This window comes from Vibrio sp. K4 (assembly GCF_051122595.1).
Taxonomy (GTDB): domain Bacteria; phylum Pseudomonadota; class Gammaproteobacteria; order Enterobacterales; family Vibrionaceae; genus Vibrio; species Vibrio owensii.
Window position 1 is genome coordinate 1,102,047 of sequence record NZ_CP178577.1, and the last position, 12,933, is coordinate 1,114,979.

Genomic DNA, 12,933 nt, shown 5'->3' on the forward strand with positions numbered 1-12,933 from the left:
GCAATATGACGGGAAGTTCCTCACTAGAAAGGAAACTCAAACGAGAAGTCGCGTCACGAAAAGCGGCAGAAACACTGTTAGAGCAAAAGAGCTTAGAGCTGTATGAGTCCAATCAGCAACTGAGTGTCGCATTGAAAAAACTCGAGATGAAGTCTGAGAACGACTTACGTAAGTTCGAGTTTGAAGAACAAATCGATGCCACGCTGATCAAGTTTGGACGAACGTTCCTTTCTAGCACCTTTGATGAGACCATGATTGCCAGTTTCTTGGAGCAACTGACATCAAACTCGGTGGTTTCCGGAGCCTACTTATCTCTGAGCCAAGAGCATCTCTCGTCGTTGCGTCGCCATCAATTTGGCCATCTGGTGCTCGCTCATGAAAACGCGATACAAACCAAGCCTCATTGGATCGAGAATCGCCTCTATTTACCCATCATTATTGACTCAGCGATCTTGGGTGAGCTGATCTTTTCTGTCGCTCTTGATCAAGTCGATCAAGAGTTCACTTCAAAACAAATGGTGTTGGTTTCCGATCTAGTGCACGGCGTCATCAGCCGACATTTGAGCCTAGAGCGAGAGGTCGAGTTGCGTAAACGGGCAGAAGCGTCTGAAAAAGCAACCAAAGAATTTGTCGCGATGATCAACCACGAGCTTCGTACTCCGTTAAACGGCGTGTTGGGCAGTGCAGAGTTACTGAGCAAAACCGAGTTGGGGGAAGAACAGCAACAATACCTTGGTAACTTGATTCAATCCGGTGATTTACTTCGAGTCATCATTAATGACTTGCTCGATTTCAGTAAAATGAACGCAGGTATGATGGAAATCATCGATAAAGTTTTTGCTTGGAAGGACTTAGAGAACGCATTAACCGGTGTGTTTGCTGCGAAAGCGGCGGAAAAGCGCATTCATTTCTCGATCGATAAAAAGCTCGGCATTCCAGAATTTCTTGTGGGTGACTTTGAACGCATCACCCAGATTCTGGTGAACCTCATAGGTAATGCGATTAAGTTTACTCATCTCGGAGGCGTGGTTCTACGCGTCGAGTGGGTCGATGGTTATGCGCATTTCGAAGTGGAAGACACAGGCATTGGTATTCCTTTAGAGGCGCAGAAAGCGCTGTTTGACCCTTTTGTACAAGCTGACCGTTCCACGAAGCGAAGCTTTGAAGGCTCTGGTTTAGGTTTGGCAATCTGCAAGAACTTAGTCGATTTGATGGATGGTGAAATCAGTTTCGTCAGTGAGCCACGCAAAGGCACCACCTTTAAAGTCGTTGTGCCGCTCAAGCAAGGCGAAGCGCAGGGAAGGGCTGCCGGTGACGTGTCTGTCGGTAAATATATCGAACTGGCAGGACGCTCGGTGTTGGTGGTAGACGACATTCGTATGAACCAAGTGATCGTCACGCAAATGCTCAAAAAGCTCGATATCAAACCAGATTTAAGAAACAACGGCCTAGAAGCGATCGACGCGGTAAAAGAGAAAGACTACGAGTTAATATTTATGGATTGTCGTATGCCAGAAATGGATGGTTATGAAGCGACGGTACATTTGCGCGAAGACGGCTTCACGAAGCCAATCATTGCGCTGACGGCAGGAACAACCCTAGAAGAGAGACAAAAGTGCATTGAATCCGGCATGGATGACATTCTCACCAAGCCTTACACCGCTGCTGATATAGAACAAATCATGTGTAAGTGGCTCGACGAATGATGCACGAGTCCCCTTGAGCAGCAACAAACAGTGATTAGCAAAAATAACGATTAAAAAAACGGCTCTGTCATTACTACAGAGCCGTTTTTCTGAGTACTTAAAAGCGCTTTAAGTTACTTTAGCGCCGGTAAGATCTTGGACAGTTTGTCTAGCGTCTCTTGATATTCTGCTGCGCAATCACTGTCTGCCACGACGCCGCCGCCGGCCCAAGCGTAGAGCTTGTTATCTTCTGCAACCAGAGTACGGATCGTGATACTGGTATCCATACGACCATGGCGTGAGATATAACCGATACTGCCACAATATGCGCTGCGACGATGCGGTTCTAACTCTTCGATGATTTGCATTGCACGCACTTTTGGCGCACCAGTAATTGAACCACCCGGGAAGCAAGCTCGAAGTAGGTCGGCTGCGCTGTATTGTATATCCAAATCGGCGCGGATTGTGCTGACTAAGTGGTGCACCGCAGGGAAGCTTTCAATATCAAATAGCTTTGGCACATGAACGCTGCCTGGTGACGCAACACGACCAATGTCATTACGCAGCAAGTCGACGATCATCAGGTTTTCGGCCTGATCTTTTTCTGCCGTCTGCAAGTCATGGGCGTTGGCTTGGTCGAGCTCAGTATTTTGGCTACGTGGACGTGTGCCTTTGATTGGCTTGGTTTCAATGACGTTATCTTTCAGTTCCAAAAAGCGCTCTGGTGACACGCTTATGATTGCTGAATTAGGCATACGAATAAACGCAGAGAAAGGGGCTTGGTTACCCGCTTCTAGTTTAGTGTAAGCTTGCCACTCGCTTCCTTGATAAGAAGCATTAAAGCGCTGCGCCAAGTTTATTTGGTAACAGTCACCACTCAACAAATATTCTTGAACACGGTCAAAACGTGAAACGTAAGACGCTTGCGTCATGTTCGATTGCCAATCGCCAATCAGCTTAAAGTCTTCAACATTAGCTGGAGATTGTGAATTAAGCCATTGCAATGCTTGCTCAATGTTTTGGCCTACAAGACAAGCTTTTTCTAGTTTGTGGTCTACCACCAATGCCCATTCATACAACCCAACAGCCATATCTGGCGTTTGAAGGTCTTTAGTTGCAAGTTCTGGAATAGATTCTACACGGCGGCCTAGATCGTAACTGAAATAACCCAGCGCACCGCCGACAAACGGTAGATCCCACTCTGCGCCCAACTCAAGGTTTGGCAAAAGCTGTTGTTGGAGCTCGTCTAATAGCGAGAACGGGTCATCTTGAGAGACGTATTCTTGCGTGTCTGTTTTGATTTGCGTATCGCCAGCGATGGTCTCTAGCGTTGCGATTGGATTGGCGACCAATACATCAAATCGGCTGTCGATGTGCGTCTTAGAAGCGGAGCGTAAAAGCATCGCCCAAGGCTGCTGTTCGATACGAGAAAATAGGGAAATAGCGAGGTCGTTGGCGTAATCCAATGCCTTAAAATCAAGCAATTGCGTATCCATGTTGTTCATTTGTTTAAATTGTGACAAAGAGTTCGTTCACTGCATGGCATGTCATGGGCAGCAAGAGTATCATATTCATCTGTATAGCCAAACTACCTCTATACAAAGGCTTTGAGGTGGTTTTACTATATGAGAAGGCGACTTCAATAACTCGTGTGTCGATATCAGCCGTTCGACAATTGTTTACATAAAACGAAGCTCATTTAAGGGCAATAAGCTCAACAAACACGACAGAAGTCAAGCCAATAATGGAAGCAAAGCATAACAATAATGAGGCATGCAATGACGGTAATACGCACGCAGGATGTCATCAGCAGTGTTGCTGATGCGCTACAGTATATTTCTTACTACCACCCGCTAGACTTTGTTCAAGCCCTTGAAAAAGCCTACCACCGTGAAGAGAGCCAAGCGGCAAAAGACGCTATCGCTCAGATCCTAATTAACTCCCGTATGTCGGCAGAAGGCCATCGACCGATTTGTCAGGATACAGGCATCGTGACTTGTTTCGTGAACATCGGTATGGGCGTTCAATGGGATTCGACCGACATGACGGTTCAACAAATGGTGGATGAAGGCGTTCGACAGGCTTACACGAATCCGGATAACCCATTGCGTGCCTCGGTTCTGATGGACCCTGCGGGCAAGCGAATCAATACCAAAGACAACACGCCAGCAGTTGTGCACATCAATATGGTGCCAGGCGATAAAGTCGAAATCCAAATCGCGGCGAAAGGCGGCGGCTCTGAAAACAAAACCAAGATGGTGATGCTAAACCCATCAGACGACATTGCAGAATGGGTAGAGAAAACCCTACCAGCAATGGGTGCAGGTTGGTGTCCACCGGGCATGCTTGGCATTGGTATCGGCGGTACTGCTGAAAAAGCTGCGGTACTGGCAAAAGAATCTCTGATGGGACACGTTGATATTCAAGACTTGATTGATCGTGGTCCTCAAAACGCAGAAGAAGAGCTTCGTCTTGATATCTTCAATCGCGTGAACAAGCTTGGTATCGGTGCGCAAGGCTTGGGTGGTTTAACAACGGTTGTTGATGTGAAGATCAAAACCGCGCCAACGCATGCTGCTTCTAAACCAGTATGTTTGATCCCGAACTGTGCGGCAACGCGCCACGTTCACTTCACACTTGATGGGAATGGTCCAGCAGAGCTAACGCCACCTAAGTTAGAAGATTGGCCAGACATCACTTGGGAAGCGGGCGCAAATACTCGTCGTGTTAACTTAGATACGGTGACCAAAGAAGAAGTTCAAGAGTGGAAAACCGGTGAAACGGTACTGCTATCTGGCAAGATTCTAACGGGTCGTGATGCGGCACATAAACGTATCCAAGGCATGCTAGAAGCGGGTGAAGGTTTACCTGCTGGCGTTGATTTCAAGGGTAAGTTCATTTATTACGTTGGCCCGGTTGATGCCGTCGGTGATGAGGCAGTAGGCCCAGCAGGTCCAACAACCTCAACACGTATGGACAAGTTCACAGACATGATGTTAGAAGAAACTGGCATTATGGGCATGATCGGTAAAGCAGAGCGCGGCCCTGCAACGGTTGAATCTATCAAGAACCACAAAGCGGTTTACTTAATGGCAGTTGGCGGCGCGGCGTACCTAGTTGCTAAAGCGATTAAGAAAGCTCGCGTGGTGGCATTCGAAGATCTAGGAATGGAAGCGATTTACGAGTTTGAAGTCGAAGATATGCCGGTAACGGTGGCTGTGGATTCAAATGGCGCGAACGCTCACCAAATTGGTCCGGATACTTGGAAAGTGAAAATCCAAGAGATGGAAGCGTAATCGACTTGGTCATCATTCGAACGTCTCAATTGAGAGAATGTGACAAAGTGCTGATTTACCTAGCAAACATTTGACAAAAGTGCAGCGAAAGCTGCACTTTTTGTCTATATAATCAAATATAAACTTATAGGCATAGCAAATCTCACTGTTATGCTGACATGATTAGGAGACGGCATGCCTCGTTTTATTCAAATTCTACAAATAGTTCTTGCTGTTGTGATCGGTAGCTTTGTTGGCTACGACTTGATTCTTCACGGCATCAGTATCTTCGATGAAAAATACGTCACCATCACTTGTGTGTTATGGCTGATTCTGGAAGTTTGCCTATTCGTTATCTACAAGTTGATTGAAGACGATTAGACTTCACGTAAAGACATTAAGATCTCTAAGCCTCTGAAATTCTCAGGGGCTTTTTCGTTTTTGGAAATAGGTTTTGCAGTGAATACTTTGTTCATCTTTGATTAAGGTTGGTAAAATTACACTGCGTAGCAAGAATTGATGAGACAAATAAAAACGATGAAAAGAATAACACAAGAAGTGAATGACTTTATCAGCCGTGGTATGGACTCTAATGTCCGTATCGCCGTAACGGGGTTGTCGCGTGCGGGTAAAACCGCGTTTATTACTTCTCTGGTTAATCAATTACTGCATACCGCTACTCACGACAATTTGCCGTTGCTTAATGCGGCGCGCGATAAGCGTTTAATTGGTGCTAAACGTGAGCCTCAATCCAATATGATGGTTCCACGTTTTGCTTACGATGATGCGATGAACCAAATTCATGCCACGCCACCACAATGGCCAGTACCGACCCGTGACGTGAGCGAGATACGACTGGCTCTGAAATACAAGCCAAACAAAACCACCAAAAAGCTGCTGAGTAAAACTGCCGTGTTGAATGTCGATATCATCGACTATCCGGGTGAGTGGCTATTGGATCTGCCTTTGCTTGATATGGATTTCGCGACGTGGTCACAAACCCAATTTGAGGCGTTAAAAGGGCAGCGTAGTGAGCTTGCTGCCGACTGGCTGGCAGAGCTAGATGCATTGGATTTAGCTGCGGAATTGAATGAAAAGCAGCTAGAAAAAGTCGCTAAAAGTTACACTGACTATTTGCATGCATGCAAAGACAGCGGTTTACATTGGGTTCAGCCGGGTCGTTTCGTCTTACCGGGAGAGCTAGAAGGGGCGCCAGTATTACAGTTCTTTCCATGTCGATTTGATGCCGATGTGAAATCAGTTAAGGGCAGCAACTTGGCAATGCTAGAAGCCCGTTATCACGAGTATCAGCAGAAGGTGGTTAAGGCGTTCTACAAGCATCACTTTGCTACGTTTGACCGCCAAATCGTGTTGGTAGATTGCTTACAACCGCTAAATGCCGGTGATGAAGCCTTTTACGATATGCGCCAAGCGCTTGAACAGATCATGCACAGCTTCCGATATGGCCGAAGCAGTTTCTTGCGCCGTTTGTTCTCACCAAAGATCGACAGAGTATTATTTGCAGCGACAAAAGCCGACCACGTGACGCCAGATCAACATCCGCATTTGGTCTCTCTGCTTCAACAGATGGTGCATCCTGCATGGCAGACCGCAGCGTACGAGAACATAGAAATGAGCTGTATGAGCATTGCTTCGATTCAAGCGACGACTTCAGGTTTCATCGCTTCGGGAGATAAAACCGTCCCTGCACTGCAAGGTACAACGCTTGATGGGGAGTCTATGACGATGTTCCCCGGTGAAGTGCCGAAGAAGTTACCTAACGCGGCTTATTGGCAAAACAGTGGCTTTGATTTTACTTCTTTCCGACCAATGCCTTCAGAAACCGACGAGCCGATGAAACATATTCGCCTCGATAAAGCATTGGAATACCTATTGGGAGACAAATTGAAATGAGCGAATTAAAACAAAAACAAGTCTTCTCAGAAAAAACGATGCACGGCGATCAAGAGAGTGCTTCCCCTGAATTGACGGCTCAAAAGACGTTTTCAGAAAAAGAAACCTTCGTACCTGTCGCGATTGAAGAGCAACAGGAAGAAACCGAACAAGAGTTGCAGCTCGAACAGGTCATCCGTCCGAAATCGGGTCGCAAATGGCTGACAACGGGTCTCTTTGCCACCTTTGCCGGTTTAGTTGGTTGGCAAGCGGTCGATTCTGTCGTTACTGCAGTACAAACTGCCGATTGGTTGGCGCTAGGCTGGGCTGGCTTTATCGCTACCATTGCCTCTTTTGGTTTGGGCGCATTAGGCAAGGAGTTATGGAAGCTGCGCAAACTTCGTAACCACTTTAGCGTGCAAGAAGAGAGTGAGGCGCTTATCGATAGCCAAAGTGTCGGTAAGGGCAAAGCATTCTGTGAAAAGGTTGCGGAGCAAAGCGGGGTACTTGCAGAAAACCCTGGCTTTGATCGTTGGAAGAATAGGGTGAATCCTGCTCATAGCGATGCAGAAATTCTCGAGATGTACGATTCTATGGTTGTTAGTCAGCAAGATAAACTTGCAACCAAAATTGTTTCTCAGCACGCAACTGAATCCGCTGCTTTGGTGGCAGTCAGCCCACTAGCCGCCGCTGACATGTTGCTGGTGGCATGGCGTAACTTCAAAATGATCGACAATCTCTCTAAAGTGTATGGCGTTGAATTAGGTTACGCTTCTCGCATCAAGCTATTGCGAGCTGTGTTCGTGAATATGGCGGCAGCGGGTGCGAGTGAACTCGCTATTGATGCCAGCATGGATTTGATGTCGATGGATCTCGCCGGAAAAATCTCCGCGCGAGCAGGGCAGGGGTTAGGTGTAGGTATTTTGACTGCGCGTCTCGGTCTAAAATCCATGGCACTACTTCGTCCTTTACCTTGGTATCCAGAACGCCAAGTGAAACTCGGTGCCATTCGTAAAGAGGTAGTGGCGAAAGTTGCATCAATTACGATGAAACCGTAACCAATATCACCTTTGACGGTGAGGATTGCTTGACGCCATTCCAAGCTTGGTAGAAACTACTGTCAACTTTTCCTGACAGTTGTGAATTGGGATATTTTCAGTGCGTCTTGAAGTCTTTTGTGAAGATAGACTCGGTCTTACCCGAGAACTGCTCGATATTTTAGCGTCTAAAAGCATCGACCTACGTGGTATCGAAATTGATATCAGCGGCATCATCTACCTAAACTGCCCAGATATTGATTTTGATACCTTTAGTGAATTGATGGCCGAGATCCGCCGTATTCCGGGGGTCAAAGACGTACGTAAAATCCAATTTATGCCAATGGAGCGCCATAACACAGAGCTGCTTTCATTGGTGGATAACTTGCCTGACCCTGTGTTTGCTATCGACCTCAAAGGCGCTGTCGATATGGCGAACATGTCCGCACTTTCTCTTCTTGGTCAGCACAAACAAGATGTTATCGGCACGCAAATTGGTATGTTATTGCCGAGTGTTCGTTTTAACCGCTGGTCTGAAGGCGTGAACGCTCGCACTCGCGAAAGCCTAGTGATCGATGGCTTGGATTACATTCTTGAATTGATGCCGGTCTACATTAAAGACGAAGCGCAAAACTCGACACTTGCTAGTACCTTGATGACGATTCGTTCGAGCCAACACGGTGCGCAAATCGAAGAAATACTGCCTCTTCATAATCAACTTGGCTTTGAGCACTTTGTCGGCTTATCAAATCGCCACAAAGCGCTGATGAACCAAGCGAAGAAGTTATCTGTTCTCGATCAGCCTCTATTGATAGAAGGTGAAACGGGAACAGGTAAAGAGATGCTGGCGAAAGCATGTCACAGCCGCTCTGGCCGAGCGAGCAAACCTTTCCTTGTTTTAAGCTGTGCATCCATGCCTGATGATGTGGCCGAAACCGAGTTGTTTGGTCATGCGCCGGGTTCATTTAATCACGAACAAGGTCACAAAGGTATCTTCGAACAAGCAAACGGCGGTACCGTCTTTCTTGATGAAATCGGTGAGATGAGCTCGCATCTGCAAATCAAACTGCTGCGCTTCTTACAGGATGGTAACTTCCGTCGAGTAGGTGCTGAAGATGAAATGCACGTTGATGTCCGCATTATTGCCTCTACCAAGCACAACCTTGCAGAACTTGCTGAGGCTGGCAAGTTCCGTGAAGATTTGTACTATCGCCTCAATGTCCTGACCTTGAATATTCCGCCTCTGCGTAAACGCTCGAACGATGTAGCGCCGCTGCTGGACTTGTTCGTAACGAAACACGCTCAGCAACTTGGCATCGACAAGCCTGAGCTGGATGAAGAACTGGTGGATGCATTAGCGAACTACCAATGGCCGGGTAACATGCGTCAATTGGACAACATGGTTCTGCGTGCATTGACCGAGATGGATGGACACATCCTCAAGGCAGAGAACTTTAACTTGCCTCAGCCACAAGCTATGGGTGGTGGCAGCGCGACATTGAACCTTGATGGTTCGCTTGATGAGATCATGCGTGATTACGAATCTCAGATTTTAGAGCGTTTGTATCAATCATTCCCATCGAGTCGTAAGCTTGCTAAGCGTTTGAATGTTTCTCATACCTCTATCGCAAACAAACTGCGTGATTATGGTATTCGTAAAGTCTAGAGTCGCGGTAAATACTGGGCCTATCTGTAAAATGACCCCGAAATTAAATGGACGTTGTTATTCATAATGGAAGATAAAAGTTCTTCAATCGCCGTTCACAAGTTGGACGGCGACTTGCTTCTACGTACTGCAGAAATTGGCGATGCCGATATGATTGCAGAATATTTTCAAAGCAATCGCGACTACTTGAAGCCCTTTGAACCGAAGCGCGAAGAAGCGTTTTTCTCGGTAAATGGTTGGCTACAAAAGCTGATCAAACTAAATGAATTACATCGCTTGGGACTGGGGTACTATTGTCTGCTTGTTCATGCCGAATCTGGTAAAATGCTTGGCACGCTTTCTTTCAGCAACCTGACTCGTTTTCCATTCTATGCCTGCAACGTGGGTTACTCCCTTGCAGAGGACGCACAAGGTCATGGCTATATGCGCCGCGCGTTAAAAATGGCCTGTGAATACATGTTTGAAGTGCAAAATATACACCGCATTCAAGCAGGTTACATGCCGCATAACAAGCGCAGTGAAGCGGTGTTGCAGCACGTTGGGTTTGAGAGAGAAGGCTACGCTAAAGACTATTTGTTGATTAACGGTGAATGGCAAGATCATGTGCTGACATCGTTAACTAACCCAAACTGGAAAGCAGAGGCTCGATAAATGGAAAGATTGGAAAAGCAGTTAGCACTTCTTATTGAACTCGATCAACTAAAGAGCGTGCTTCGTCGTACTCGGGTAAAGAGTGCCGATCGACGCTTAGAGAATAGTGGTGAGCACAGTTGGCACGTTGCATTGATGGCGGTATTAATGCAAGAACATGCCAATGCACCAATCGATATTGCTCGAGTGATGAAAATGCTGCTTATCCATGACGTCGTAGAGATCGACGCAGGTGATACCTTTGTTTATGATGTCGCTGCTTCAAAAGAACAAGAAGAGAAAGAACTGAAAGCGGCAGAGCGTCTGTTTGGAATGTTACCAAGCGATCAAGGTGATGAGCTGTTCTCTTTGTGGAAAGAATTTGAAGCGGCCCAAAGTGATGATGCGAAATACGCTAAAGCGTTAGATCGCCTTATCCCGATGCTACTCAACTACCACAATGATGGTCAAAGTTGGAAAGAAAATGGTGTAACGCGAGAGCAAGCGTTAACCATCAATAAAAGAATTGAATTTGGTTCTGTCACCCTATGGGACAAGGCCAAAGAACTGATTGAAGAAGCCACCGAGAAAGGTTGGCTGAAGTCGTAAGAAAGGAGACTGAATGTCTTATTTGCCTTTGGATGAATACCAAAGAAAATGGATTTTTACTCACCAGTCAATGCCAGTGCCTGAAGAGGACCTCGAGTTTATCAAGCCGATGAGTCAAGCTCGCGCCGCGCAATTCTGGAAAGAGAACATTAGCGCACAAAGTCCTGATATGGATCGTTTGAGCTCGTCTGATTGGCCGATGAAAGAGTCTAATTGGTCAGAAGATGTCGACTGGATGGCAGCTTGGGAAGCCGATGAACCCGAGTTACCAGAAGAAATCGTGGCGTTTATTGATTGGCAAGATGATGTCACGGTGTACTTCTGTTATGAGAAATACAACGTAATCGAGACGAAGTGGTCAACGTTCAAGAAATATTGGAAGAACTTTCTGTTCTATGATGATGGCCCGATTCTGCTCGGCCGCCGTCGCGCTCAAGCGCTTTGGTTTGACTCCAAAGGCAACGTCAAATTGGGCGAGCGTCACTAAACCAATTAAATGTGAAAGCCACCGGAGTACTTACTGTCACTCGGTGGCTTTTTCTTTTTCATAAGCTAGATAACGGACTCAAGACGCCTCCTGCACCGCGCTCGATGACGTGCGTGTAGATCTGAGTCGTTTTCACATCAGTATGTCCAAGCTGTTCCTGAACGGTTCTAATATCAGCGCCAGATTCTAAAAGATGAGTCGCGAAACTGTGTCTCAGAGTATGGCAAGTCACCGGTTTTTCGATTCCTGCATCTTTTGCCGCTCGTTTAACAGCCCTTTGTATTGCGCTCTCATTGATATGGTGACGCCGAAACTCGCCGGTATCTTTATCAACGCCTAACTTGGTTGATGGGAAGAGAAAGTGCCAATTAAAGTCCAACTCTGCACAGGGGTACTTCCGACGTAATCCATCAGAGATATAAACACCGGCATAACCGCCCATGTGACGGTCTTTCTGATAATAATCTCTCGCTAAACTGACTTGTGCTTTGAGTTGTTCATGCAGCTCTTTCGCCAGTGTAACTGTTCGGTTCTTACCACCTTTTCCTTGCCATACTCTGAGCGCACCATAGTCGTAATCAATATCTTGGATCCTTAATCGTAAGCACTCCATGATTCGCAAACCTGAACCATACAAAAGCTGGATGTGGAGTTTGTATTTCGGGTCAATATGTTGAACAAATCGGCGCACTTCGTCTCTTGTTAGCACAACAGGCAGTTTTTTCTCAGTGAGTGATTTTTGAAACCTCATGTTCAATGAAAGTGGCATCTGGAAATACTCTCGATACAAAAATGAGATGGCGTTTAACGCAAGTGCCTGTGTTTTGACTGCCACTTTTTTATCAATAGCGAGATAACTAAGAAAGCGTTCGACATCGTCTTCAGAAAGTTTGGAAGGGTGGGCAAGCTGGTGGAAAACGATGTAACGCTTTATCCAAAACAGGTAGGTTTCAATGGTTTTTTTCGCATAGTGACGCGAGACCATATGCTCTTTTACGCTCAGTAAAAACTGACTTTTCATAGTTATAATTTGACTGGTTGTTTATACAGTTTTATTAACTTAGTCCCTTATGGACAATTAGGCGCCAATACACCGTCTAATTGCGTGTGTGAGCACACAGATTCATACTGATTTTCTATTTGTTTCATAAAGATAAGTGCTAGCATGCATACTTTCTTTTTGAATGAAAGAATGCGGTAGCGTGCCTGAAAGGTGGCTGAAGGCCGTATAGAAAGCGTTAGTCGCCAGAAAAAGCTAGTAATCAAAATCATGTTTCTTAGCTCAAAATTTGGCAGCTGTTTGTTTGGTATACAGATTCATCGTCGATGGTCAAAACTCAGTTTCTGCTGTTTTAAACCCAAAGCTTGGCAAGTGTCCTAGCGGTTGTTTTGTCCTTTGGTGCTGACAGAACAGGGCAATCGAGAGTCTGTTTTTGGTTGCAACTCTGCTCGGTGAGTTTGTTGGGTACAAAAGCCGATTTACTCGCTGAAATGACGTTTTCTCTGGCGTTGTAAGTTCCACGTGGTTTCATTGAGTAGCCGCTTTGAGACTGCGCCTGACTTAAATGCATCAAAGCACATAAAGTTTGTTGTTCGCAAAGTTTAGTTCGGCTTAAAATTGTCGCTCGGTGCCTCGCGACTAACAAACTGC

General features: G+C 46.2%; 11 protein-coding genes and 1 pseudogene. 9 read left to right on the top strand and 3 right to left on the bottom strand.

Translation table 11 applies throughout. The features are described 5' to 3' along the window. The first annotated feature begins 5 nt into the window (after positions 1–5). A complete protein-coding gene (locus tag ACLIIY_RS05080; RefSeq protein ID WP_434528223.1) occupies positions 6–1,706 on the top strand; it encodes an ATP-binding protein in 1,701 nt (566 codons plus the stop codon). A gap of 113 nt (positions 1,707–1,819) precedes the next feature. Here ACLIIY_RS05080 and pabB read toward each other — a convergent pair whose 3' ends face one another. Further along, the gene (pabB, locus tag ACLIIY_RS05085; protein ID WP_434528536.1) at positions 1,820–3,190 is read right to left on the bottom strand and encodes an aminodeoxychorismate synthase component I; all 1,371 of its coding nucleotides are present in this window, start codon (positions 3,188–3,190) and stop codon (positions 1,820–1,822) included. A gap of 273 nt (positions 3,191–3,463) precedes the next feature. On the opposite strand from pabB, the gene ACLIIY_RS05090 reads away from it, so the two are divergent. From ACLIIY_RS05090 to ACLIIY_RS05125, 8 genes are all read left to right on the top strand, one after another. Next, positions 3,464–4,981, top strand: a complete 1,518-nt coding sequence (locus ACLIIY_RS05090) for a fumarate hydratase (RefSeq protein ID WP_033006433.1) — start codon at positions 3,464–3,466, stop codon at positions 4,979–4,981. Between the two features lie 174 nt (positions 4,982–5,155). Then, positions 5,156–5,341 carry a hypothetical protein gene (locus ACLIIY_RS05095; protein ID WP_009706856.1) on the top strand — a complete coding sequence of 62 codons (186 nt, stop codon included), beginning with the start codon at positions 5,156–5,158 and terminating at the stop codon, positions 5,339–5,341. Between the two features lie 156 nt (positions 5,342–5,497). Continuing rightward, complete coding sequence (locus tag ACLIIY_RS05100) at positions 5,498–6,874, top strand: YcjX family protein (protein ID WP_434528224.1); 1,377 nt, start codon at positions 5,498–5,500, stop codon at positions 6,872–6,874. Continuing rightward, positions 6,871–7,911: a YcjF family protein gene (locus ACLIIY_RS05105; RefSeq protein ID WP_434528225.1), complete on the top strand. Its 1,041-nt coding sequence runs from the start codon at positions 6,871–6,873 to the stop codon at positions 7,909–7,911. The genes ACLIIY_RS05100 and ACLIIY_RS05105 overlap by 4 nt, the downstream gene beginning before the upstream one ends. A 100-nt stretch (positions 7,912–8,011) precedes the next feature. Continuing rightward, positions 8,012–9,556 (top strand): transcriptional regulator TyrR, encoded by a 1,545-nt coding sequence (tyrR, locus tag ACLIIY_RS05110; protein ID WP_009706853.1) that lies wholly within the window; start codon positions 8,012–8,014, stop codon positions 9,554–9,556. Between the two features lie 66 nt (positions 9,557–9,622). Next, positions 9,623–10,207, top strand: a complete 585-nt coding sequence (gene rimJ / locus ACLIIY_RS05115) for a ribosomal protein S5-alanine N-acetyltransferase (RefSeq protein WP_434528226.1) — start codon at positions 9,623–9,625, stop codon at positions 10,205–10,207. Beyond that, positions 10,208–10,795: an HD domain-containing protein gene (locus tag ACLIIY_RS05120; RefSeq protein WP_054824176.1), complete on the top strand. Its 588-nt coding sequence runs from the start codon at positions 10,208–10,210 to the stop codon at positions 10,793–10,795. Positions 10,796–10,808: 13 nt separating this feature from the next. Then, positions 10,809–11,282 carry a DUF2947 domain-containing protein gene (locus tag ACLIIY_RS05125; RefSeq protein ID WP_434528227.1) on the top strand — a complete coding sequence of 158 codons (474 nt, stop codon included), beginning with the start codon at positions 10,809–10,811 and terminating at the stop codon, positions 11,280–11,282. A gap of 58 nt (positions 11,283–11,340) precedes the next feature. Here ACLIIY_RS05125 and ACLIIY_RS05130 read toward each other — a convergent pair whose 3' ends face one another. Together ACLIIY_RS05130 and ACLIIY_RS05135 are read right to left on the bottom strand one after the other, a co-directional pair. Beyond that, the gene (locus ACLIIY_RS05130) at positions 11,341–12,303 is read right to left on the bottom strand and encodes an integron integrase (RefSeq protein ID WP_434528228.1); all 963 of its coding nucleotides are present in this window, start codon (positions 12,301–12,303) and stop codon (positions 11,341–11,343) included. Positions 12,304–12,612: 309 nt separating this feature from the next. Next, positions 12,613–12,817, bottom strand: a pseudogene (locus ACLIIY_RS05135) (hypothetical protein); the annotation flags it as partial. Between the last annotated feature and the right edge of the window lie 116 nt (positions 12,818–12,933).